The 25148-nt window shown below is 41.0% G+C and carries 18 protein-coding genes; 5 read left to right on the top strand and 13 right to left on the bottom strand.

The annotated features are described in order from the left end of the window. Positions 1–291 precede the first annotated feature (291 nt). Positions 292–1302, top strand: a complete 1011-nt coding sequence (locus tag ACZ9EE_RS29140) for a 2-oxoacid:acceptor oxidoreductase family protein (RefSeq protein ID WP_476032057.1) — start codon at positions 292–294, stop codon at positions 1300–1302. Positions 1303–1319: 17 nt separating this feature from the next. Next, positions 1320–3632, top strand: a complete 2313-nt coding sequence (locus tag ACZ9EE_RS29135) for a thiamine pyrophosphate-dependent enzyme (protein WP_476032056.1) — start codon at positions 1320–1322, stop codon at positions 3630–3632. Between the two features lie 117 nt (positions 3633–3749). Here the strand turns inward: ACZ9EE_RS29135 and ACZ9EE_RS29130 are convergent, their stop codons facing one another. The 5 genes from ACZ9EE_RS29130 to ACZ9EE_RS29110 all read right to left on the bottom strand — a co-directional run bounded on the left by ACZ9EE_RS29130 (position 3750) and on the right by ACZ9EE_RS29110 (position 13691). After that, on the bottom strand, positions 3750–4700 hold the full coding sequence (locus ACZ9EE_RS29130) for a ribose-phosphate diphosphokinase (protein WP_476032055.1): 951 nt from the start codon (positions 4698–4700) through the stop codon (positions 3750–3752). Between the two features lie 164 nt (positions 4701–4864). Further along, entirely contained in the window at positions 4865–5701 is an 837-nt protein-coding gene (locus ACZ9EE_RS29125) for an RMD1 family protein (RefSeq protein WP_476032053.1), read from the bottom strand. A gap of 176 nt (positions 5702–5877) precedes the next feature. Beyond that, positions 5878–10986, bottom strand: a complete 5109-nt coding sequence (locus ACZ9EE_RS29120) for a rhamnogalacturonan lyase family protein (protein WP_476032052.1) — start codon at positions 10984–10986, stop codon at positions 5878–5880. A gap of 271 nt (positions 10987–11257) precedes the next feature. Continuing rightward, positions 11258–13066 (bottom strand): ATP-dependent zinc metalloprotease FtsH, encoded by a 1809-nt coding sequence (ftsH, locus tag ACZ9EE_RS29115; RefSeq protein WP_476032051.1) that lies wholly within the window; start codon positions 13064–13066, stop codon positions 11258–11260. A gap of 13 nt (positions 13067–13079) precedes the next feature. Then, a complete protein-coding gene (locus tag ACZ9EE_RS29110) occupies positions 13080–13691 on the bottom strand; it encodes a TetR/AcrR family transcriptional regulator (protein WP_476032050.1) in 612 nt (203 codons plus the stop codon). A gap of 252 nt (positions 13692–13943) precedes the next feature. Here ACZ9EE_RS29110 and ACZ9EE_RS29105 point away from each other — a divergent pair, with 252 nt between their 5' ends. Together ACZ9EE_RS29105 and ACZ9EE_RS29100 are read left to right on the top strand one after the other, a co-directional pair. Next, positions 13944–14147: a DUF3311 domain-containing protein gene (locus ACZ9EE_RS29105; RefSeq protein WP_476032048.1), complete on the top strand. Its 204-nt coding sequence runs from the start codon at positions 13944–13946 to the stop codon at positions 14145–14147. Further along, positions 14147–15628, top strand: coding sequence for a sodium:solute symporter family protein (locus tag ACZ9EE_RS29100; RefSeq protein WP_476032046.1), 1482 nt, complete (start codon positions 14147–14149; stop codon positions 15626–15628). The genes ACZ9EE_RS29105 and ACZ9EE_RS29100 overlap by 1 nt, the downstream gene beginning before the upstream one ends. A 518-nt stretch (positions 15629–16146) precedes the next feature. Here the strand turns inward: ACZ9EE_RS29100 and ACZ9EE_RS29095 are convergent. Next, on the bottom strand, positions 16147–17268 hold the full coding sequence (locus ACZ9EE_RS29095) for an NAD(P)/FAD-dependent oxidoreductase (protein WP_476032045.1): 1122 nt from the start codon (positions 17266–17268) through the stop codon (positions 16147–16149). A gap of 167 nt (positions 17269–17435) precedes the next feature. Between ACZ9EE_RS29095 and ACZ9EE_RS29090 the strand changes: the two genes are divergently transcribed. Further along, positions 17436–18446, top strand: a complete 1011-nt coding sequence (locus ACZ9EE_RS29090) for an FUSC family protein (protein WP_476032044.1) — start codon at positions 17436–17438, stop codon at positions 18444–18446. 20 nt (positions 18447–18466) lie between these two features. Here ACZ9EE_RS29090 and queE read toward each other — a convergent pair whose 3' ends face one another. The 7 genes from queE to ACZ9EE_RS29055 all read right to left on the bottom strand — a co-directional run bounded on the left by queE (position 18467) and on the right by ACZ9EE_RS29055 (position 25100). Continuing rightward, complete coding sequence (queE, locus tag ACZ9EE_RS29085) at positions 18467–19183, bottom strand: 7-carboxy-7-deazaguanine synthase QueE (protein WP_476032043.1); 717 nt, start codon at positions 19181–19183, stop codon at positions 18467–18469. Then, positions 19176–19658: a 6-carboxytetrahydropterin synthase QueD gene (gene queD, locus ACZ9EE_RS29080; RefSeq protein ID WP_476032042.1), complete on the bottom strand. Its 483-nt coding sequence runs from the start codon at positions 19656–19658 to the stop codon at positions 19176–19178. Before queD ends, queE begins: the two co-directional genes overlap by 8 nt. A gap of 2 nt (positions 19659–19660) precedes the next feature. After that, entirely contained in the window at positions 19661–20320 is a 660-nt protein-coding gene (gene queC / locus ACZ9EE_RS29075) for a 7-cyano-7-deazaguanine synthase QueC (protein WP_476033140.1), read from the bottom strand. 150 nt (positions 20321–20470) lie between these two features. Continuing rightward, the gene (locus tag ACZ9EE_RS29070) at positions 20471–21409 is read right to left on the bottom strand and encodes a carbohydrate kinase family protein (RefSeq protein ID WP_476032040.1); all 939 of its coding nucleotides are present in this window, start codon (positions 21407–21409) and stop codon (positions 20471–20473) included. Positions 21410–21457: 48 nt separating this feature from the next. After that, a complete protein-coding gene (locus ACZ9EE_RS29065; protein ID WP_476032039.1) occupies positions 21458–22492 on the bottom strand; it encodes a LacI family DNA-binding transcriptional regulator in 1035 nt (344 codons plus the stop codon). A gap of 105 nt (positions 22493–22597) precedes the next feature. After that, the gene (locus tag ACZ9EE_RS29060) at positions 22598–24313 is read right to left on the bottom strand and encodes a GMC family oxidoreductase (protein ID WP_476032038.1); all 1716 of its coding nucleotides are present in this window, start codon (positions 24311–24313) and stop codon (positions 22598–22600) included. Between the two features lie 22 nt (positions 24314–24335). Beyond that, a complete protein-coding gene (locus ACZ9EE_RS29055; protein WP_476032037.1) occupies positions 24336–25100 on the bottom strand; it encodes a gluconate 2-dehydrogenase subunit 3 family protein in 765 nt (254 codons plus the stop codon). Between the last annotated feature and the right edge of the window lie 48 nt (positions 25101–25148).

Below are 25148 nucleotides of genomic sequence, written 5' to 3'. Positions count from 1 at the left end.
GCAAAAAAGAAATAGGCAATGCTCTGGACCACTAAAGGTTTGGGGCATTGCTTGTTTTATTGTTATAGAACAAACCTAACTGTACTATATCAACTCATATAAAAAATTGTAACTGCGTTTTACACATTTCTACCTTACCTTGAATATATCGCAATAAAAAGCGATTTCTATATTTGAAATAAAAATTCTGTTGTAACTAATTTTACATCCTGTTACAATAACATCATAGAATTTATAGAAAATTTATAAAATTCTAATTGTTATCAACAGAGCAGATTGGAGGAATGCTTGTTGTCAAAATTACCAAAAATGAACGAATTAGGTTTCTTTGAAATCCGTCTCGAATCGATTGGCGGTTTAGGAGCCAATCTGGCCGGAAAGATGCTTTCCGAGGATGGGGTTGTTGGAAATGGACTCAATGGAGTCGGCTTTTCATCATATGGATCCGAGAAAAAAGGATCGCCCGTAAAAGCACATATCCGTTTTTGTGACCCAGAAACTAACATACGCGACACCACACCAATAGAACGTCCACATGTCGTCGGCATTTTCCATGATGCCCTTTTCAAAACGATCGATTGTACAAGTGGGATCTACCCCGATAGCACCATCTTAGTCAACTCACAAAGAACTCCTGACGAACTAAAACAAGCTATGAAAATTCCTGGCGGAACCATCGCTATCGTGGATGCTACAGGGATTGCCCTTGAAGAACAAACCAAAGCCAATACCGCCATGCTTGGAGCACTTTATCGAATCTTAGATTTCTTAGACCCCGAGTCGATGAGGCAGACGATTCGCCGCACCTTCGAAAAGAAATATCCACATCTAGTCGAGCCAAACATCCGTACCTTCAATCGCGGTTTTAATGAGGTCAAATTCCAAACCTTCCTAGTAGATCAACAGACACCGATTATTCCATTTAAACGGGCAGAACCGCTGCTCGGGTATGAAACCCAGACTATAGGCGGGACCATCATAAATCCAGGAAACAGTATCTTAAAGGACTTAAGTATTTCTCGTGCCGGAATGCTGCCGCATTTTCATGATGATAAATGTATTAATTGTGCCGCCTGTGACACCGCCTGCCCAGACTTTTGCTTTGTTTGGGAAGAAAAAGCGGATAAACGCGGCCGCCCGCAAATGTTCCTGCAAGGGATTGACTATCAATATTGTAAGGGCTGTTTGAAATGTGTTCATGCTTGTCCTGTTGAGGCATTAACAAGTGAGCGGGAATACAACGACGGTTATGCAGATCAAAACCGTGTACCACATTTATTTGATTTAGCGATTCGAAACTAAGGAAAGGGCGGGAATTCATGTCCATTGAAATAAACCAAGAAAATATAACCGTTCCCAAAGGAACCATTGAACAGAGTGTTGTGTTTGAATCTGGTAATGAAATGGCTGCCTATGCAGCCCATCAAATTAATTATCATGTAATGGGCTATTATCCGATCTCCCCTTCGACCGAAGTCGCACAGTTCCTTGATGGAATGAAAGCAAAAGGTGAGCATGATATCGTGTTAATTCCTGCTGACGGAGAGCACGGCTCAGCCGGTATTTGTTATGGTGCGGCCACTGGCGGGGGACGCGTCTTTAATGCGACGAGTGCCAACGGCTTTTTATATATGTTAGAGCAGCTTCCGGTTCAATCTGGAACCCGCTTTCCAATGGTATTGAATTTAGTGAACCGCTCTGTGTCGGGCCCATTAAATATTCATGGCGATCATTCCGATCTTTATTTTGCCTTGAATACAGGCTGGCCGATTTTAATGGCCCGTGATCCGCAAATCGTTTATGATATGAACATTATTGCTATTAAACTAGCAGAAGATCCTGAAGTGCGTCTGCCGGTCATCGTCTCGTTTGACGGTTATTTCACCTCCCACCAGAAGCGGCGGGTCCAGGTTATGAAGGACCGGGCGGATGTGCAAAAATTTATTGGCGAGCCGCCAAGGAACTTCCCTCATGCGTTGGACCGGGAAAATCCTGTGACAATCGGACCGTATATGAATGAACCTGACTATATTAATAACTGTTATCAACAATCGGAAGCGATGTATAAAGCTGAGCAGGTTTTCGAAAGAATATCCCACGAATACGCGGAATTAACAGGCCGGGAATATCCAGTTCTTGATTTGTACCGGATGGATGATGCTGAGGTTGCTGTATTCATGCTGAATTCTGCTGCTGAAGTATGCAAAGATGTCGCCGACAAACTACGTGCACAAGGAATCAAAGCTGGGGTCATCTCCCCTAATATGATCCGTCCATTCCCGCAGCAAAAATTAGCGGAAGCATTGAAAAATGTAAAAGCGGTTACAGTTGGTGACCGGGCGGACTCCTATGGTGCACATGGCGGGAATATGGCCCTTGAGGTTAGAGCAGCGCTGCAAACCGTTGGTAATTCTCATACTAAAGTAGTAAACCGGGTCTACGGATTGGGTGGTAAGGATTTCTATGCTGACGAAGCAGAGTTGTTTTTCCAATTAGCCCAAGAAGCAGCAGATAAAGGGTTCGTTGAAAAACCATTCGACTACTTTGGCCATAATCCTGGGAAAGCCGAATTCGCACCAAAACGCGTCTTAAATCCTATGAAAAAAGAAGATTTGAATACGGGATTAATCACCGTCACCCCTGATGAGAAAACCGGAGAATTAAAGGTGAAAATCCCGCCATTACGAAGCTTAACGAAAAAGCCTAAACGCCTTGCCTCCGGACACGGTGCATGCCCAGGATGTGGAATTTTCTCAGGCTTAGAGTTATTTTTCAAAGGAATTGAAGGAGATATTGTCGCCTTATTCCATACAGGCTGTGCGATGGTCGTCACAACCGGGTTCCCTTACAGTTCCCATAAAGCAACCTATATCCATAATCTCTTCCAAAATGGTTCGGCTACATTATCCGGTCTTGTGGAAATGTTCCATGAGCGAAAACGCCGTGGAGAATTAGATGAACTTGGACTATCCGATGATTTTACCTTTGTGATGGTGACGGGTGACGGCGGGATGGATATCGGAATGGGTCCGGCGATTGGAACTGCACTCCGGAACCATAAAATGATCATCCTTGAGTATGATAATGAAGGCTACATGAATACAGGCAGCCAGCTCTCCTATTCGACCCCGATGGGGCACATGACAAGTACCTCAAGTGTTGGAGCTTTCCAAAAAGGTAAGCCGTTCCATCACAAGGATACCGCGCAAATTATGGCGGCAACCCACATCCCTTATGTGTTTACGGGAACGGAAGCCTTTGACCGCGATCTTTTGAAAAAGGCGGCTAAAGCCCAATGGTATGCTAAAAATGAAGGCTTGGTTTACGGAAAAATTCTGATTACCTGTCCTTTGAACTGGAAATCGAAGGATGAATTAGGCCAGTCGATTGTCGAGGCGGCTGTGAACACCTGTTTCTTCCCGCTTTACGAGGTAGAACGTGGCATTACTACGATCACTTATGATCCTGAGGCTAAAAACAACCGATTACCGACTACCGATTGGTTGAAAATGATGGGAAAAACCAAGCATTTATTAAAAGAAGACAGCCAAGAACTATTAAAAATGTTTGATGATGAAGTGGAGCGCCGCTGGATGAGACTGAAGGCGAAACATGAAAGTCCGTATTTATAAGTTAAAAAATTTTTTTCGCTGATATATTTAAAAAAGCGCTGATATACACTAAAAATGCGCCGCAAAAAGTATAGACTTAAAAAAAACCGCTGTGAGCCCTCTCACAGCGGGATTTTTTTATTCAAACAACGGACTTACTGCTTTTTCATTATGAATACGATCAATTGCATCAACCATTAATGGGGCAACAGATAATGTGGTGATTTTATCAATCCGCTTCTCTTCAGGCATTTCAATCGTATTGGTAACGACTAATTCTTTAATTGGAGATGATTCAATGCGGTTAATCGCCTCAGCAGAAAAGACAGGATGGGTACAACAAGCATAAATCGCTTTTGCTCCACGCTCCGCTAAAGCATTAGCAGCCAAAGTAATCGTCCCGGCTGTATTGATTAAGTCATCAACGATAATAGCATTTTTGCCCTCGATATTTCCAATCACATGCATGATTTCAGACACACCCGATTCTGACTGTCTGCGATCAATTAAGGCAATTGGGGCATTTAAAATACTCGCTAATTTCCTTGCTCTAATAACCGCACCATTATGCGGGGCAACGACAACGACATCTTCTAACCCTTTTTTCTCAAAGTAATTTCCGAGGATGGGATTAGCGATCAAGTGATCGACCGGTATATCAAAAAAGCCTTGTAATTGCGGCGCATGAAAGTCCATCGTAAGAACCCTTGATGCACCTGTTGTTTCTAAGAGCCTTGCCACTAACTTTGCAGTAATCGGCTCACGCGGTTTAGCTGTACGGTCTTGACGAGCATAGCCATAGTAAGGGATAACGACGTTGATCATTTTTGCTGAAGCTCGTTTCAAAGCATCAACCATTACCAAGAGCTCCATAATATTGTCATTGATCGGCTGCGAAGTCGATTGCACCAAAAATACATCACTGCCCCGTACACTTTCTTCAATATTTATTTGTATTTCACCATCACTAAATTGTTTGACAGAACTCTTTCCTAATTCACAGCCCAAAAGCTCAGCCATTTCTTCAGCAAGTTCACGATTCGAATTTAATGCAAACATCTTAAAGCTTTTCTTCAATTGATATGTCACCTTTGATCCCCCATGATATATTATTGATTCATTATTAGCGCTTGTCCATTATCTTATTCTACATGAAGAGAAGACTTCAGGGTAGGATTTGTACTTAAAAAATTACAAAATGAACACAATCCTTTTGCACATTTAATTCTTTTCTGGGTAAAAGTAAGCAAAACTCAAGGGATCCAACCTGCAATTTGCGAGATCGTGATAACGATTTCGATCACAATGAGAATGACGACAATCCATTCGACGAATAATCCGCGGATGGAATGGCTAATGGTTGAGAAACCATCAATGATGTTATATAAAATTTCTGTTTTACTTTTCAATATTATGTGGCGATCGTTAAGCTCAAAAAAATCGATCATTTTGTCGTAAAATTCGCTGGCATTACTGCTTGCCCAAGTAATATCAGGCTTATCTAAAATCATGATATAAGCAAGGGTGTTATAGTCATGACGTAGAATTTTCGCAGTGGTCCTTGCTAATTCTTTATTACCTATCCTTAGCTTACCCTTTTCTAGACGGTCAATCATTGTCTCGAGCCTGTCATGAATGACTCCTAATTGTTCCTCTGTTTTTTCCAATGCTACCGATTTTGCGAGGACAGTAGAAATTAACTCGGGGTAAAAGGGCTCATATTCAGGGACCACTACATATTCATCGTTCAATTCAAGGGTTTCCGTTTCACTTATGTGGAGACTATAATCGTCCGAATATCTGCCTATGTTTTTTAAATCCATTTCAGGCTCAAAGGATTGGAGGTATTTTAGCAAAACTTTAATCTCTTCATCGTTCGAGTGATTAATAAATACAACACTTCCAAATGAAAAAATTAACACGCTTTTCGTGTTGTCCACTTCTTTACTAAGAATTGTTTGAAGGATGTTTCCTCTCAGTATTAAAGGTTCCTCCCAGGTGAATTTTTTTGGAATTCCGCATTGTAAAGCGATTTTATTCAGATCAATTTCATTGGTAATGGCGATTGCTTTAAAGGAAATATCCAACATGGTTATCACTCTTTCACAGATTGGTCACCCTTTATTTAATTCTATTTTTGAAAACAAATCAATACAGTTAGTTAATTTAAATGAATTTGTTATTGTAGTAATACCCTAATTTCATAATTTGGGGCACCAAAAACCCAAGGTAGCTGAAAAAGCTGCTCCCTTGGGTTCAACCAATTTTATTTCGTTAATGACTCTGCCAATTCAACTAGGATTTGAACTTGTTTTTCTGTGAAAACTTTTTCACTTTTTGCTTTTACCTCATTGATAAATGCTTGCATTTGACCGTCTCTAGCATTTTTATTTCCTTTTTCCTCTGACGCTTTGGCAGCCGCAAGTTTTGCTTTTAAGGAATTAAGGAGCGTTTGCTTGCTATCTGCTTCAGTTGCAATGGTAGTTTTTCCACTTTCTGCTGATAGGAACTGCTCTGTTAAGTTTCCTAAATTATCAAAGTTGACAAACACATGAATAGTAACGGCTTGGCTAGATTGGTTGCCTGCCTGATCAATTGCTTCTGCCTTAAAGGAATGAGCGTCCAATCCTAGTTCAAAGGCAGGTGTAGAAATATCCTTACAGGAAGAAGAAGCAATACCCGATAAAGAATCCACCGCTTTACAATTGATAGAGATCTGCTGGTCAATACCAAACTCGGCCCCTTCTTTTACCAAGAAGGTAATTTCAGGTGCAGTTTGGTCAAGGCTGATCGTCACCGATTTCTTCGTTTCAATGTTTCCAGACTTATCTACACTCCAAAATTGTAAGACATGCTTGCCATCCTTCTCGATCTTAGCAGATGTTCCACTTTGTTCTGCTGCACCATTTAGTGAGTAATAAGTTGCAGCAATTCCCGAGCCAAACTCATCATCGTCGGCAGTCAAATTTACAGTAACCGGCTTATTGTACCAGCCGTCCTTTTCTTCGCCCGCCACTTCATGCTCTGTTTCCGGGGCTGTAACATCTTTCCTTTTGACTATCTCAATACTTGGAACGGGTGGGGCCGCCATATCTTCACCGATAAAGAAACTAGCATGCGGCGGCTGGTTATAACCAATATTTTGCCAAGCAACAGACAATCTGTATTGTGGATCATGCATTAAGGTGTAAATTCTATGTTCCGTTTTTTCTGTAGTCATATACACACGTAAGGCACTGCTATCCTCTGTCCTCCAGATGACCTCTTCTCTCCAGTCTCCAAACAAGTCTGCCTGAAGTACCGGATTTCCCTTGGTGCTATTATTGGATAGTGTTCCATCTGCCGTAAGCAAGTTTACTAATTTGTTATTTTTATAATCCCACTTATCAATCGTTCCTACCCCCGTACCTTTTGCTGCATCCCATTTATGGTCCACTAATTCACGGAGTAAGTCACCATCCCACCATATCGCAAAATTGCTTGTCGGGATGTTATCGGATATTTTTTCCCCTTCTGCTGAATGAAGGCCGCCTACACGGCTGTTCCATTCACCAGCAATAGCCCATGCCTCTTCACCCTTGTACCTAGGGTCGATGTCAGCTGTCAGACCGCGGCCTGTATCCTGACCTGTTTTTACTCCCCAAAGAATTTCTCCTGTTTCCGCATCACGCATATCATAGCCATATGGTGAGTCCGTATGTTCTTGGACTCCGAACACTTCAAGTCCAGGACGATCAGGAATAAAATCGCCGACATGAAGGGCGTCCCCGTGACCTAAACCAGTGGTATATAAGCCCTTGCCGTCATCATCGACAACCATTTGACCATAAACGATTTCATCCTTGCCGTCCTTATCGATATCAGCGACACTTAAGGTATGATATCCTTGACCGGCATAGTCGCCATTGCCTTCATCATTGGAATCGAAAACCCATTGCTTAGTGAGCTTACCCTCTTTCCAAGTGTACGCAGCTAATACCGTTCTTGTGTAATATCCACGAGCCATGATGATGCTTGGGTGTTCGCCATCTAAGTAGGCCACTCCTCCTAGGAAGCGGTCAACACGGTTACCATATGAATCTCCCCACGCCGAAACATCACCGCGTGGCGGATCATAGTCGACCGTTGACAACGCTTTTCCTGACTCCCCTTCAAAAACAGTTAAATACTCTGAACCTTGTAAAATATAACCTGTGCTATTTCGATGGTCTGCATCTGCCCTGCCAATCACTGTTCCTTTTCCATCTACGGTTCCATCGGCTGTTTTAAAAACAACCTCTGCTTTGCCGTCACCATCAAAATCGTACACTAAGAACGGTGAATAATGAGCACCGGCACGAATATTTTTACCTAAGTCAATGCGCCATTTTAAAGTTCCATCCATCTCATAGGCATCCACATAGACGTTTCCGGTATAGCCTGCTTGTGAATTATCCTTGGAATTGGAAGGGTCCCATTTTAAAACCAGTTCATATTTACCATCACCGTCTAAGTCTCCTACACTGGCATCGTTCGCCCGATAGGAATACGGGTCGCCAAGCGGTGTAACACCGTCCTTTGGTTTTTGAAGCGGGATATCCAGGTAATTTTTAGTTAATACTTTCGCCATATCCTGCGATTTTCTTTCCTTACCATTGATGACCGCTCGTATTTCATAAACAGAATCGGTTTTTCCGTCCTTATCTACATAGTTGGTGCTGTTTGTAACAGGAGTTTCATTGATCTTTTTACCGTCACGATAGACGTTAAAACTAATATCAGCTCGATCTGTACCAAGCATTCTCCAGCTTACGTAAACACCATCATCTGTCTTAATTGATACTGGCGCGCGATCAATATCCTCCATTTGCCGTTTTAATACGGTTACAGCGGGCGTTTCAAGACTTTCAGAAAGTTCTGAGATACCACCTGCATTCACGGCTGACACTTTGTAAAAATAAGAAATCGTCGTTAAAACTGTCTTATCCTGATAGGAGGCACTTTTCGATTTGCCAATTAATTGGTAAGGGCCATCCTGTTTTTTGGAGCGGTACACATTATAAGTGACGGCACTATCCACTTGTCCCCAGCTGATGGTAAGATCGTTTTTATTGACGTCTCCAACGTTTAGGTTATTTGGCCGGGCTGGTACCGGCTGTGATGGATCAATCATCTTCACCTCAAGCGGCAGGGAAGGGACAGTTTCCACACTGGCATGATCAATCGTTGTGACCACATACTCATACTCTAAACCTACATCGACTGTGGTGTCTTGATAAGAATTTTTATTAGCACTTCCAATTAATACGAAATCCTTTGTTCCGGCAATTTTCCGGTAGACATTATATTTTTCTGCATCATCAACTAGTTTCCATGAAAGAGAGACAAATGGCTTGTTGATATCCAGTGACTGTTCTTCCACTTTTAATTCGGATGGAGCAAGTATAATCGGAGTGATTTCTAAGCCGTTTACAATTCCCGTTGAGCCACCGAAGCTAAAATTCATTTGCCCATCCTTTACCGATACTTGCCATACAACCTTCGTAGTGTAGTTTTTACTCGGTGCAGAAATCGTTCCATAATCCTGCCCTTCAATGGCGAGGGTTGTTCTGGCACTGCCTAAGAAATCTCCTACATAAACCTTTATAGCGTAAAGACCGTTCGGCAGATCCACATTAAATTTCCAGCCAACATTAAAGTAGCCAAGCCAATCGCGAAGCAAATCTCCTCCTGTGTTTCGGTCCCGACCTATCATGCCAGTAGGGTCGACAATTCCGTACCCTCTTTCTTTCGTATATTTAGTTGACAGATTGACGCCAGTATACCCTTCTGCAATTGGATTACCGGCTAAGCCAAAGTCATATTTCAATGTTGCCTTTTTAGTTGTGACTTGGGTAATTTCTGATTGCTCAGACTCCCCTTTGCCGTTAACGGCGGAAACCACGATATCATAGGTTTTCCCTTCTTCCATTCCAGTAACATTTAGCTGCGGAATGGTCGAGCTGCCGATTAACGAGAATTCCTTATCAGTTGAAAGCTTACGATATACCTTATAGATATCGGCTCCTTCGACCTCTTTCCAGGTTAAGAAAGCTCCTGCATTACTAATATTGCTTGCAACTAAATTAGTAGGTTTTGCAGGAACATTGGCTGGAGGTTCAATACCGGTTACATAAGAAGATAATGGAATATCTAATTTTTTCACTTCTTCCGAGATTAATCGTGCCATTTGAATGGCTCCATATTCTTGGAAATGTGTATTATCTTGAGAGCCATTAGGAAAGGCCGTATAGATACCTGGGTCTAATTGAAGGAATACGGAGAGTGAGCCTTCCGGACCAATCGTGTTGTAGTACGCTACACTGCGGGCACTCAAATCAACCACATCAACGTTTAGTTCTTCAGCGACTTCTTTCATCCCCTGTACATACTCAGGGAAACTGACATTAAACTTACCTGTGTCTGGATTAAAGTCCCGCCTGCCCATTGGCGTAACAAGGATCGGAATCGCACCGCGCTGCCGGGCACCATTAATATAGGTCTTTAAGTAGTTTTTGTAATCTGGTACGGATGCATATCGCTCAGGTACACTAATTGTCGCATCATTATGACCAAATTGAATAAAAAAATAATCATTAGGTTTGATTTCACGTAAAACAGTATCTAATCTGCCTTCATTAATAAACGACTTTGAGCTTCTGCCTCCAATCGCATGGTTTTTAAAGGTAATATCCGAACTGAAAAAGCGGGAAATCATCTGTCCCCATCCTGCTTGAGGTCTCCAATATTCATCATAGGTTTGTACTGTCGAGTCCCCTGCTATGTAAACCGTTGGAAGTTCTCCTGCGACTCGTTCCGGGAGTTTTTCTATGGTCAAGCCATTTAGTTTAGGATTTGTTCCTGTCAGTTCAATTGTTAATTGACCATCAACGAGAGCAATATCAAAGGTTCGTTCTAGATATTCGCCGGCACCAAGGGTTGTATCTTGAACCTTTTGGATATTCTCCGCCTTCACTCCTACTACCGTTCCTTCTGTCTGATCTCCTGAAACCACGGAAACTGTATAGTCTCCGTTTGGAAGATCCACGTTAAAGGACGTTTCTGTTGTGGAAATGAAGTCCGATTTCAACTTATCGGCAGTTTTTCTGTCGGCTGAAGATACTTTAGAAGGATCAGCGAATCCATATCCCTTTTCAGTCGAGTAAGCGGTCTCTGAAGAAACTTGAAGATAACCTTCTGCTATTGGACTAGAAGGTGTTCCAAAATCAAACTTTTTTGTTAAGGATGTTTCTGCAGCTGATACTTGTAGAACAGCAGCAGGGATTGAAGCCAGAATCAGCAAAAAACTAAGGATCGTGGCCATCATCCTTTTCAGCTTATACCTTTTGATTAACAAATCATTTCCTCCTCTTCTCCCATTACTTGCGATTTAGCATGCACGCGATAATCCTGACACCTCCCTTTTCGTTGACAACGCTTTCAACAGATATCTTACCTCTAACGTTTTACTTCTGAATATATAAAATTCAGACTATTCAGTTTAAAAAACAGTGGTCAAATTAAAATGAGTAAATCCTACTATGTTTTAGCGGACCTTTTATCCTATATCCAAAAACAAAAAGCCAGGGTAGCTAATTCTACCCTGGCATACGTTATTCCCATTACGACTAAGCCAATAAAATAGACATAAATTCGTCGCCGGTAATGGTTTCTTTTTCTAATAGATATTTAGTCAATTCATGTAATTTATCTTTATTTTCCTCTAATATCCGAATCGCATTTTGGTGGCAAGATTTAATAATCTTAAGAATTTCCGCATCTACTTTGGCAGCTGTTTCCGCTGACACCATTAACGAAGTATCCCCGCCTAAATAGGGATTATTTACGGTTTCAAGTGCCATCATATCAAACTCTTCACTCATACCAAATCTAGTAACCATTGCTCGGGCAATCTTTGTAGCTTGTTCAATGTCATTGGAAGCACCGGAAGTCACCGTTTTAAAGATGATCTCCTCAGCTGCACGTCCTCCCATATAGGTAGTGATTTTATCCAAGGCCTGCTCTTTTGTCATTAAGACTGTTTCCTGCTCATCAACCTGCATGGTGTAACCCAATGCACCAGAAGTTCTCGGAATAATCGTGATTTTATGGACAGGAGCAGAGTGACTCTGCTTGGCTGCAACTAAGGCATGGCCAATTTCATGATAGGAAATCGTTAATTTATCCTTCATGGAAATGACGGCGTTTTTACGCTGGTAACCAGCAATAACGACTTCGACAGACTCTTCTAAATCATTTTGAGTTACCTTGGTTCCGCCTAATCTTACGGCTCTTAAAGCAGCTTCATTAATAATATTGGCCAAATCCGCACCGGATGCACCAGAAGTTGCCCTAGCAATCACATTGAAGTCAACGTCATCCGCTAGTTTCACTTTTGCAGCATGAACGTTTAAAATCGATTCACGGCCTTTCAAGTCTGGTAATTCAACCGGTACTCTTCGGTCAAAACGGCCAGGTCTTAAAAGCGCCTTATCAAGTGTTTCTGGTCTATTTGTAGCAGCTAGGATCACGACACCTTTATCAGCATCAAACCCATCCATTTCCGTTAACAGCTGGTTCAACGTTTGCTCCCGTTCATCATTACCCCCAGCCATTCCGGAATTTCTGCTTTTCCCAATTGCATCGATTTCATCAATAAACACAATACATGGGGCTTTTTCTTGGGCTTGTTTAAATAAATCTCTTACTCTAGCAGCCCCCATACCAACAAACATCTCGACAAACTCCGAACCTGACATAGAGAAGAACGGTACCTTTGATTCACCAGCAACCGCTTTGGCCAGCATCGTTTTCCCTGTACCCGGAGGTCCTACTAGGAGAGCGCCCTTTGGAATATTCGCTCCAATTTCTTTATACTTTTTCGGATTATGAAGGAAGTCGACGATTTCTTGCAGTGCCTCCTTCGCTTCATCTTGGCCGGCCACATCTTTAAAGGTAATTCCCGTTTCGGTTTCCACGTATACTTTGGCATTGCTTTTTCCAAATGATAATGGACCGCCTCCGCCCATCATTTTACCTTGCATTTTTTTCGTTAACCATTGCCCAATCGCAATAAAAATAGCAAATGGAAGGATCCAAGAAAGGATGAAATTTAACAGCGGCGACGTTTCTTTTGGAATCACCTTTGTAAATTTAACATCTGCTTTATGCAAACGATTTACCAATTCAGGGTCTTCAATCGTCCCTGTTTTATATAAGGCCGATTTAGTTGATTTAAACGTAATTGTGTTATCATCAATTTCAACTTGTTTAACTTGTCCTTTATCGACCATGGTTAAGAACGTCCCATAATCGACTTCCTTGACGGAGTGGTTCGTAATTGCTGGAAAAATAAATGAATTTAATAGCAGTATAATAACGATTATGATTCCATAATAAAATATTAGTGGCTTCTTGGGTGGTTTAACTCGTTTCACGTTTGTTCCTCCATTATGAATCCTTCCGGACTAATCCGCTTTTTAGAAGATTCATCTCAATTTTATAATTGGCCAAGGCCTCATGATTCGATAGGTCTCGGGCAAACTTTTCCACAACATTTCGCAAGGTTATCGTAAAGACAATTTGCAAGAGGTGAAACAAATCCTTATGGTTTGAAATATTTAAGTTATTCGTATTAAGAGAAGAAAGAAAATTACTTAGGCTGCCGCTATTTTCTTGGCCTCTAAAGATTTTTGAAAAAGATAATTCGATTTTATAAGTCATATTTAAAAACGCATTTTTTAAAAAATGAACATCCTCTTCTTCCATGATAATGTGCTGATAGAAATCAATCATGGTATCGAAAAGATCCCCATCATATTTTTTTAGTAAAACAACAAAGTTATTCCGTATCTTAATGACCAGATCATTTAAAAGATAGAAAAAGGCGTCCTCTTTATCTTCAAAGTATTGATAAAAGCTTCCGCGCGGGATATTAGCAGATTTAATGATATTTGAGATAGATGCATCATATAACGGAACTCTTGAAAACTCTTTTCTCATTGCCGCAATCAATGTCTGTTTTTTTTCTTCAGGTAAATTGATAAAGGTGACTTTGGGCAACGGCTACTCCTCCAATCGTAAACCACTATTAGTAAATGCCATTCATATGACAAGCTGTCACTATGAAACTATTGTAAATGACGAAGTGTCATTTGTCAAAGATTAAACTGACACTTTGTCATCTTTTAAATTAAATATGGTTTTTCAATATTAATGAATTTTATCTATTTTCTAAAAATTATATTGTTTTAACTGGAAATAATTGATACTATTATTATCGTTGAAAAATTTTTCAAACAGGGGGTTATAAAAATGGGCAAAAAGTCCATCGTTGTTTTACTTTCTATTGTGCCTTTTATCTTTATGCTGGCAGCCATTCCATTTGTTAACCGGATTCATCCAATTATTTTTGGATTACCCTTCCTGGCGTTTTGGTTATTTTTCGGAATGCTAGTCACTCCTTTATGTACCTTTGCGATTTACAAATTACAAAAAACAGAAAGAAGTGCTGAGTAATGCAAGGAAATCTTACAGCTTTGTTAATTACAGGAATCATCGTTTTAGGGGTTGTCTTGATAGGATTCATATCCGGCAGAGATAAAACGAACAGGAGTTCAGTCGAAGAATGGTCTGTCGGCGGGAGGCGTTTTGGGACCTTACTAGTCTGGTTTTTAGTCGGCGCTGACCTTTACACAGCTTATACCTTTTTAGGGCTAACTAGTACAGCATACACAGGTGGAAGTCTAGCATTCTTTGCGATTCCATATACCATTATTGCGTACTTTATCTCCTATTTCTTCCTTCCTAAGCTATGGAAGTTTTCAAAGAATCATAAAATAACTACACTAGCCGATTATGCGAAGGTGCGATTTAATAGTAAATTTTTATCCTTCTTAATCGCGGTGGTCGGTGTGTTAATGCTTATTCCTTACATAGATTTGCAATTAGCGGGAATTCAAGATACGTTGACAGTGGCAGGAACAGGATTTATTAATGTAAAAGTTGTCGTCATCATATCTTTCCTTCTAGTAGCACTATTTACATTTTTCAGCGGGATTAAGGGACCAACTTATACCGCTGTTATTAAAGACATTTTAGTGTGGGTGATTATGTTATTCCTGGTCGTGAATCTCCCGATCATTCATTTTGGAAGCTGGGGAGCGATGATTGATAAGGTAGCAACCGATTCACCTCAGCTCTTAACCATTCCTACAGCAGGTCCTAAAGGGATCCCATGGTTTTTAACAGCTTCGTTGGTATCGGGCTTGGCTTTATTTATGTGGGCCCACGCTGCGACAGGTGTATTTACAGCAAAAAGTGCCGATGCGCTTCGTAAGAATGCTATTTTTCTTCCATTATATAATATTGTTTTAATTCTATTAATTTTCCTTGGTTTTGTGGCCTTTCATGTTCTTCCAGAAGGTACGAACCCAAGATTTGCACTTTTGAATTTGATCCAAGTTTCTTATGGAGGCGTTGTCCAAGGTTTAGCTTATTCAACGATAGCTCTTGCTTCACTAATACCTTGTTCCATAATGGCAATTGGCGCATCCAATTTGTTTGCCAATAATATTTACCGTGATTTAATTAATCCAAAGGTTCACCCCGCAAAACTTACTTTGGTTACTCGTTGTATGGTATTTGTCGTAATTGGACTTGCCTTAGTGTTCGGAATGGTGTTCCCTTCTGCCCTGGTTTCATTACAATTGCTAGGGGTTTCCGGAATGGTACAAATTTTCCCAGCCATTGTGTTTAGCCTTTTTTGGAAAAATCAAACAAAAGAAGCTACTATTGGGGGGTTAATTGTTGGTTTAGTGGTTACCTTCACTGTTTATGCAACTGGAAAATCGTTTGGAATCTATGAAGGTTTCTGGGGCTTAATGGCCAATGTGATCGTAACGGTGGTACTAAATCCATTGTTTGTGTCTAGAATTAAACATAACTCTATTCTTGAACAGTTATTTGGTAAACAGCAGAATGTGAAAAAAGGTGCTTAATAGTTAAAAAAGACCGGCTTCTATCTTGATAGAAAAGCAGGTCTTTTTTTAAGTTGGATGCATATTTGAAGGTTGGTTTTCTGGACCGCGTTTTTAGGACAAGACTATTGGTTTCTTGAGTTTGTGTCTTCATGAACACTCTATGGGGACATGTTCCTCTGATATTCTTACTGTTTTGTCCTCATGAACCCTCCATGTGGACATGTTCCTCTGATATTCTTACTGTTTTGTCCTCATGAACCCTCCATGTGGACATGTTCCTCTGATACTCTTACTGTTTTGTCCTCATGAACCCTCCATGTGGACATGTTCCTCTGATACTCTTACTGTTTTGTCCTCATGAACCTTCCATGTGGACATGTTCCTTTTATATTCTTATTGTTTTGTCCTCATGAACCCCCCATGTGGACTTGTTCCTTTGATATTCTTATTGTTTTGTCCTCATGAACCCGATATAAAGACATATTCCTCAGATTCCATTATTGTTTTGTCCCCATCCAAATGGCCGCAGCGATCATTTACTCCCTATTTTCAATTGCCCCCGCTACATCGTAGAGACTAAAATCTATCTCTGTTGGTTTTCCTGCAACATGCTTAGCAAGCTCGGCCCCAATGTACGGTCCACTCGTGAGTCCCGAGGCACCAAGACCGTTTGCCACATAGATGCCATCATAATCAGGTAAAGCTCCAATCACTGGTAAAAAGCCCGGCGTAAAAGGCCTGAACCCCACACGTGTTTCAAGATAAGTACCATCCGAAAGCCCCGGTGCCACCTCAAGAGCCTTATTCAAAATCTCTTGGATGCCGCCTGCCGTTACGCGGTGATCAAAACCGGCTTCATTTTCATGGGTTGAACCAACGACCACTCGTCCATTTTCAAAAGTAAGGATATATTGATTACTAACCGGCATGACCACAGGCCAGGAACCAGTATCTGCATTAGGCAATTCAAGATGAATGATTTGTGCCTTTTGCGGCTTAACTAAAAACTCAACCCCTAAAGGCTGCAATAACTCTTTTGACCAAGCCCCGCCGGTTACAATGACCCGATCAGCCGGCAGGAATGTCCCCTCCAGGTTAATCCCCATAAACCGTTCGCCCTCTGAAACAATCGAAGCATTCCCTCTCATTAACGCAGCTCCATGTTTTTGTGCAGCACTCATCAGGGCATCACGAATAGCTCTGCCATCCACACGTGCACCGCCGCTAACGTACACAGACCCATATTCATCCGCTAAAGCTGGAAATAAACTCTTTGTTTCAGAAGGACTCAAAATGGTAATTTCTCCGATTTCAGGGGCCTCCTCACGGCGTTTTCTTGCTCGCTCTGCCATCTGTTCAAGCTTTTCAGGAACAGTATGCAGACTAATAGCGCCGACACGCTTATACCCTGTATTTGTTTCACCATCTGCTTCCAACTGTGCAACTAAATTCGGATAATAACGTGCACCGCCTTTCGCCAGTTGATACCAGGCTTTATTCCGCCGCTGCGAGAGCCAAGGACATACGATTCCAGCGGCCGCATCAGTGGCTTGACCTGAATCATGGCGATCTATTACTAGAACTTCGGCACCCAACTTGGCTAGATGATAGGCGGTGGATGCGCCGAGAATTCCCGCTCCTATAACAATAATTTTCATAAGTCACCTTTTTTAGTTTATTAATCCATTTAATATGTAAATTCAAACCTTATAGTACCAAAATAGTGAACATAATGAAACATTTGTATCAGTCCTATCACCCGTATAGAAAAAGCTTTCTTGGTAAAACTAACCACGCTGCGGACACGTATAAAGGGGCCGTTACATTGAAATCAAAAAAGCAATTAAAAAAACAAATGGAAAATAAAACGGTTTTGATTTGGAAAATGGGAGTAGCTTCCGCCCTTTCATGGGAGATTGCAAAACTGGCAGGATCTAACCATCCCTACTTGGCACCCATTTCGGTCATTCTTTGCTTACAAACAACGATCGACCGTTCGATCCGTTTTTCCTATCAAAGAATGGTAGGAACCGTTATTGGAATAGTAATTGTCGTTTTTTTAGAACCTTTTGTAAAAGTAAATGGCTGGACATTAGGTAGTTTGATCATCATCGGCTGCTTTATCGCAAAATGGTTAAAACGTGAAGAAACTGCGATCCATCAAGTCGCTTTAACTGTATTGCTTGTCTTTGTATTGGGGAAAAAAGCAGGAGACTATCCAATCGATCGGTTTCGTGATACCTTAATTGGCGCACTTGCGGCGGTGCTGATTCAAATGATGATCCACCCGCCAAATTATTCAAAACAAGCTTTAAACAAATGCTCGGATTTCTCCCTCAGCATGGCAAGTGTTTTTACAAAACTAGCAGTATGGCTAAAAAACGGTTCCGATCTCACGAAAGAAAAAGAACTGCAAAACGAGTTAATAAAACTTCAACAAGAGCTGCAGCTCTGTAAATTTGTTCTCAAAGATGCAAAAGAAAGTATGAAATATAATCCGTTTGCACAAAAAAGTAACGTCATACTCGAGGAATGTGACCAAAAAACCACATTATTTTCTGAGGGATATATCTACTTAAAAACAGCAATAGAAACGTTAAGTACCTGGGCTAAAGCAGGTACTCTCACAACAACTGACCAAATGACTTGGGCAAATCAACTATCCACACTAGCTGACATTTTTACACTAACAATGGACGCTGAGGAACAAAGGAATCTTTTAACGATATCGCTCCCTGAAGAACTAAAGAACCATCAATACCAGACTGCACTCTATCAAGGGACAACGCTTTTTTTAGAAAAAATAAAAACCAGTACCCGACCCCCATCACTGTAAAGCTGTGGGCCGGGTACTGGTTAAACTCCTCGTTTATTTCCCCATAATAATGTATGCAATTGCGGCAGGACTTTAACGTCATTAAGGTCCGGGTCCAGTATCACTTTATCAATGAGACGCTCGTATTGATTTAATAAATCGAATAGCAGCTTCTGGTTATCTGCCGTGGTGATATCATGATTACCAACCTGTACAAAGAAAGGAACGCCCGGGTAGCGGCGGTGAATCGTTTTTGCATACTCATAATCATGATCATCAAAAATGACGACCTTTAAGCTAACATTATTTTCCTTCAGATTATCGAGAATCATATCTAAAGCGTTGAAATCCGTTACCATGTTGGAACTTGGCGGTTTAGGTGAAATGGTTAATTCATCAATCTTAACAAACCAATCCTGCCACTTACTCCCCTGTGTTTCCAACCCAATTTTGATATCATGATCCTTCAAAATATCGATCAAAGAGTCAAGATTTTTTAAGAGAGCAGGATTTCCCCCAGAAATCGTGACAAAAGAGAAATTGTCCCCGCCAATTTGTTTTAACTCGGTCCAAATCTCTTCTGCTTCCATCATCCGGATATCGTCTTTCCCTGAACCATCCCATGTAAAGGCAGAATCACACCAGCTGCAGGAATAATCGCATCCAGCCGTTCTGACAAACATCGTTTTTTGGCCAATAACCATCCCTTCACCTTGAATGGTTGGTCCGAAAACTTCCATTACGGGAATTTTACTCATTTTCCATCCACTCCCGTCTTGCTTCAGCATAGCTTGTTGGAGTTTCAAATAAACGGACAAACTCCACCCTCGCTCCTGAATACGTTTCAGCTCTTTCCGTTTGCTTTAATGCCTCTGCCATTTTCTCGTAAATCCATACCACCATATTTTCTGCGGTTGTATTCATCGGCGGAAGCGTTTCATTCAAATAGCGGTGATCAAGGAAGATTTCAATTTCATTTTTCCAAATGTCTTTAATATCACCGAAATCCATCATCAGGCCTCGTTCATCTACAAAACCGCTTATTCCGAAGATTACTTTATAGGTATGGCCATGGAGGTTTTTACACTTGCCATCATAGCAATGCAAATGGTGGGCGGCATCAAAGGTAAATTCCTTGCTGACAAGTACCCGTTTGTGATGGTACTTTAATTGATTGGGCTGGATATCCTCATTTATTTTTTGAAGTTTATCGACAATCCGGAAACCATACATTTTTATAACGCCTCTCTTGTTGCTAAATATTTCTCAAGGCCCTTTTTTCGTAATAGACAGGAAGGACATTCCCCACAACCGTCGGCAATGATTCCGTTGTAACAGGTTAATGTTTTTTCTCTTACAAAATCCAAGGCATCGAGTTCATCGGCCAGCTGCCAGGTTTCAGCTTTATCCAGCCACATTAACGGAGTGTGGATCACAAATTCCTTATCCATCGACAGGTTTAAGGTTACGTTTAACGATTTTATAAAAATATCACGGCAATCTGGGTAACCACTAAAGTCCGTTTCACATACGCCGGTAACAAGGTGTTTAGCTCCAACCTGGCTCGCCAGGACGCCTGCAAAGGAGATGAATAAAAGATTCCGTCCAGGGACAAACGTCGATGGAAGCTCGCCGTCCTCACCCTCTTTTACCTCAATGTCATTCCGGGTTAATGCGTTTGGTGCCAGTTGGTTTAATAATGACATATCTAAAATATGGTGCCTGACACCAAGTTCATTCGCTATATTTTTAGCACACTCAATTTCTAAAGAATGCCTTTGGTTATAATCAAATGTAACAACTTCTACTTCTTTAAATTGTTTTAATGCCCAAAATAAGCAAGTGGTGCTGTCTTGGCCTCCACTGAATACGACAACTGCTTTTTCATCCTTCAACATACTAAGGAATTCTCCTTTCAAATAGAAAAAACAGCACCCCAAGATAGAAGTGCTGCTTCCTCTTAGTTTTTTTAACGAGGGGGACTAGAACCTCTGCTATAAAATTTCAATACTAGAATAATATCATAAAGAATCGAAAATGGGTACCTACTGATATTGTTTTTTTAATTTGGCCCAGTCTAAGTTAGCAGTTAGGGAACCGATCTCGGTTGTGGCCGCGGCTCCAACCTGATTGGCAAATCGCAGGTATTTGGTTAATTGCTCTCGATTGGACGGCATCCCATTCTCGTGGAAGCAGTACAATAATGCTGAAATAAACGCGTCTCCTGCCCCAGTAGTATCGACCGCTTTGACTGCTGGAGCAGGCTCGTAAACTCTGTCACCATCCATAATAGCGAATGCCCCTTTTCCGCCCAAGGTAACAAACAGACAAGGAACCTTCCATAAAGCTAATTTTTCTAATCCGATTTCAAGTGAATCGGTTTCAGTCAAAAAATATAACTCATCCTCTGCCATTTTAACAATATCTGCTTTTTGCAAAAACGAAATAATCGTATCGCGGCATTGTTCTTCGCTCTCCCAGCGTTTTAAGCGAATGTTTGTATCAAAGGCAATGATATTCCCAAACTGTTTGGCATATTTTAATGAAGTTTCTGTTGTCTCTTTCGCTTTTTTGTGAAAAAGCGTACCCGACCCAAAATAAAATATCTTTGTCTGCTGAAACACTTCTTTTTTCAACTCATCCGCTGTTAATTGTTCATCTGGAGTATCATTCAGGTATGAGTGAAAATAGCGCTCGCCCTGACCGTTTGTATAAACGTAGACTCCACAAATTTTTTTACTCGGAGTATGAACAGCAAATTCGGTATTAATACCCTCGTTCGCTAGTTCTTGTTCAACAAATTGACTGATTTCGTCCTGACCCAATTTACACAAATAATAAGTTGGGATTCCAAGCCTCTGTGTCCCTACTGCAACATTAACGGTAGCACCACCCAACAGCTGTTGGAATTTTGTATTACTAGAATCGACTGAAATGTAGTCGACAAATGCTTCTCCAAGTGAAATGACGCCTTGCTTTTCCAAAATAGTCCTCCTTATATTATAGCAACTCATGATGTATAGACCAAAGTATTATTGATACCGCCCATTCTCAAATGTAGAATCTCGAATAATTAAATCTGGGTGTAAAATAATTCGTTCCCTTGGGCGGTCAATATCTACAATTCTTTTATGAAGAAGGCTTGCGGCATTGGAACCCATCTGACTGGCGAATGAGGATACGGTTGTTAAGGGAGGATTTGTTATACTTGCTTCAGGTATATCATCAAAACCAACAACCGCAACATCCTTTCCAGGTACAAGCCCTAAATCCCTTAAACCTACCATAACACCAAGTGCGACTAAATCATTAAAACAAAAGATGGCCGTAGGCTGTGCACCTTTTTTTATCAGCTCCTTAGCTCCTGCTGATCCGCCATCTCTTGTTGGGGCTGTACTAATGAACTTCGACGGGTCCACTTCTAAACCAGCAGATTGAAAAGCCTCCATAAATCCCTCTATTCTTTGCTGCCGGGCAGTTGATTCTATTCGGCCGCCAACAAAAGCGATTCGTTGATGTCCATTTTCAATTAAGTGATTTACAGCCATTTTTGCACCTTTAAAATAATCGATCCCAACATAATCACATTCAACATTCGAAATCTCTCTTACTGAATGGACAATAGGGATATCCAGCTTATATATCTTATCTATTGGTTCCCTCGTACTTCCTGAAACAGGGCATAAAATAATCCCGTCTACTCGATGTTCAAGCATAGTAGACAGAAGCCGAACCTGCTTTTCTTCAGAGTCAAACGTTGTGCCTAAGAGAACCGTATAACCTTCCGCTTCTAATGTTGTCGTGACTCCTTTTAAAAAATCAGAAAAGAATGTATTAGCAATATCCGTAAAGATTACTCCCACCGTGGACGAACGCTTGGAGCGAAGGTTAGCCGCCACACGATCATATACATAGCCCAGCTCATCCATCGCTGCTAACACTTTTTTCCTTGTCTGATCGGAAACATTTGGACTATTTCTCACAATAAGTGAAGCCGTTGCCCGAGAAACACCAGCATGTTCAGCTACATCTTTTAGTGTGACTCTCGACCCTTTTTTTCGTTTCATATTACCACCCTATTGAGTACTTACTAGACTTTAATTATATAGTAATTCTTAAAAACAAAAAAATTACCTGCCCCAAATTCTGAGACAGGTAATCTTTATGACGCATTAAACAAGTAATCCACCTTGTTTAATATATTTTAAAATGCCTTCGGCTGCACGATACGATAAGGCACCTAATGTACCAGTTGGATTAAAATTACTGTTGTGAGGAAATGCAGAAGACCCCGCAACAAATACATTTTCCGCACCCCACATTTGTAAATACGTATTAACCGCAGAGGTCTCAGGGTTTGCTCCCATGATTACTCCCCCTGTGTTATGCGTATTGGTATCTTTATTTACATTAAACGGCGCTTGTTCTTCAGAAGTTTCCATAATGTCAGCGCCAAACTCTTTGGCAATCTTTTTCGTGATCTTAGACATGTATTTAACCATTTCACGATCTTGTTCCGTATAGTCATAAGTCATCCGTAATAAAGGCATACCGTAGGCATCTTTATATGTAGGATCAAGGTCAAGATAATTGTCTTTGTGCGGCATGCTGGATGCTTGTACCTTAATTGGGAAGGTACTGTTTGCATATTTAATCGATTGTTTCTTAAACTCCTCGCCCCATGCAGGTGTTCCTTTTGGAACGTTATTGTTCGCAATTGGACGGTTTCCATATTGTGTCACACGGATACAGCCTCCGTGAATAAAGTTTTCATTGGTATGGTCGAAACTATCCCCTGTGAAATCTGGAATCTCCATCCCTAATGCACCGGCACCACCATACAAATTAAATTCTCGATCATTAAAAAATAAGGTGGTTGCTCCTCCGGTTACTTGATAGCAATAGTTTTTACCAACAACACCTGTGCCTGTTTCTGGATTATACGGCTTACCTAGACCAGAATTGAGTAGAAGTCTTACATTATTAAATACATAACTTGCGACAACTACGATATCGGCAGGCTGCTCAAACTCTTCACCTGTAATCGTATTTACATATAGCACACCAGTTGCTTTTTTACCATCATTTAAGATCCGTATAACATTAGAATGTGTTCTTAAATCAAGGTTTCCCGTCTGTTTTGCCACAGGAATAACTGTTACAGCTGGATCAGCTTTCGCACCGTATTCGCAGCCAAAGTTTTCACAGTAGGCACAATATTGGCAGGCACCACGTTGAATGCCATCTGGATTTTTATATGATTCTGATAGATTGGAAGAAGGAATTACATATGGGCTGTACCCAAGTTTTTTGGTTACTGTTTCAAATTCCTTCATGATTGGTGTTTTCACCATTGGGCCGGTAGGATATGGATTTGTCCGTTTACCATATTTCTCAACGGTCTCACCAGAAATTCCTGCCATTTTTTCGAATTTATCATAATAGGGTTCAATTACGTCGTACGTAATCCCCCAGTCTTGGATAAGATACTCGGGTTTCACTTTATTAGGCCCATATTTCTTTTCCGTTAAGGTCTTAATTTCAAAATCATATGGCAAGAAACGATACGTTTGTCCGTTCCAGTGACTGCCGGCACCGCCAACTCCATCGCCAACAATAAAGGTCCCGTAACTGCGCATTGGAAGGGCCGTCATGTTTTTATTATTACGGGAAGTGATGGTTTCTTTTGAAAGATCCTGCATTAACTCTGTCCGATGCTGATAACGGAGTTCATCATGTCCCATTAAATAATCACTTGTCGTCCGATCTTTTCCTCGTTCAATTCCGACAACTTTCACTCCTGCTTTTGTTAATTCGGAGGCAATTATTCCGCCTGCCCATCCCATACCAACAATTACTACTGGCACTTTTGGAAGTTTTGTAGCCATTTTTATTCATTCCTTTCTATCATCAATGACCCATATGGTCATGTAAACTATGTGGAGTTAATTCTACGAATTTATCACTTTGAATTTCTTTGGTATATCCCATCTGAGCCCCAGGATATTTCCGCATTTTCCAGCCCTGCATGTCTTTATTGCCGCCATACATTGGATCGGCATATGCTCCTTCAATGGTCAACGTGCGAAGCATTTTGAAAAACGCGGCTGTCGATACACCGGAAAGATTACCAGCTTTTCCACTCTCAAAATCTACCAACACTTCATCCTGTTCCTTAGCTTCTAATTCAGTAAATTTCTTTTTATATTTTTTATTGCTGTAATCATCTAATCCATTCAAGCCTAAAAGGAATAGATCCTTACGGAGAATCCGTAATTGTCCGCCTTGTTTTTCATCGGGCGTTTTAAAAGGTCCCATCATGTAATCCTTCGCATTAACTCCCCATGGACTAGCCAGTTGATGATCGATATAAATGGCAACATTCAAATCCTTTGCTCCCGGGCCAGTTTCGTCTTTCGGAAAAATACGTTCAGCAGCAGCTGCTGTGGTCTGATATTGATTTTGATTAAAAAACATTAGTGCCTCATTTGGATTAGCAGCCATCTCTTGTACTGGCGCTGAAGTTGGCACTGTCTTGGAGGAAGATTTCGTTCCGAAAATGCTTCCTACAGCTCCACCCACAATCAAACCGCCAACGGTTAATCCTGAATTTCTCATAAAGGTTCGTCTTGCTTTGTCCTGAACCCCATTTAATTTTTTCTCGTCTTTTGACACAGAAAACCCCCCATTTCATTAGATAAATTGAGATTGTTTAATTAGTAA

Source organism: Bacillus sp. URHA0034 (assembly GCF_056280405.1).
The sequence above is the reverse complement of the archived record's forward strand: the minus strand, read 5'-3'. Positions and strand labels throughout refer to the sequence as shown.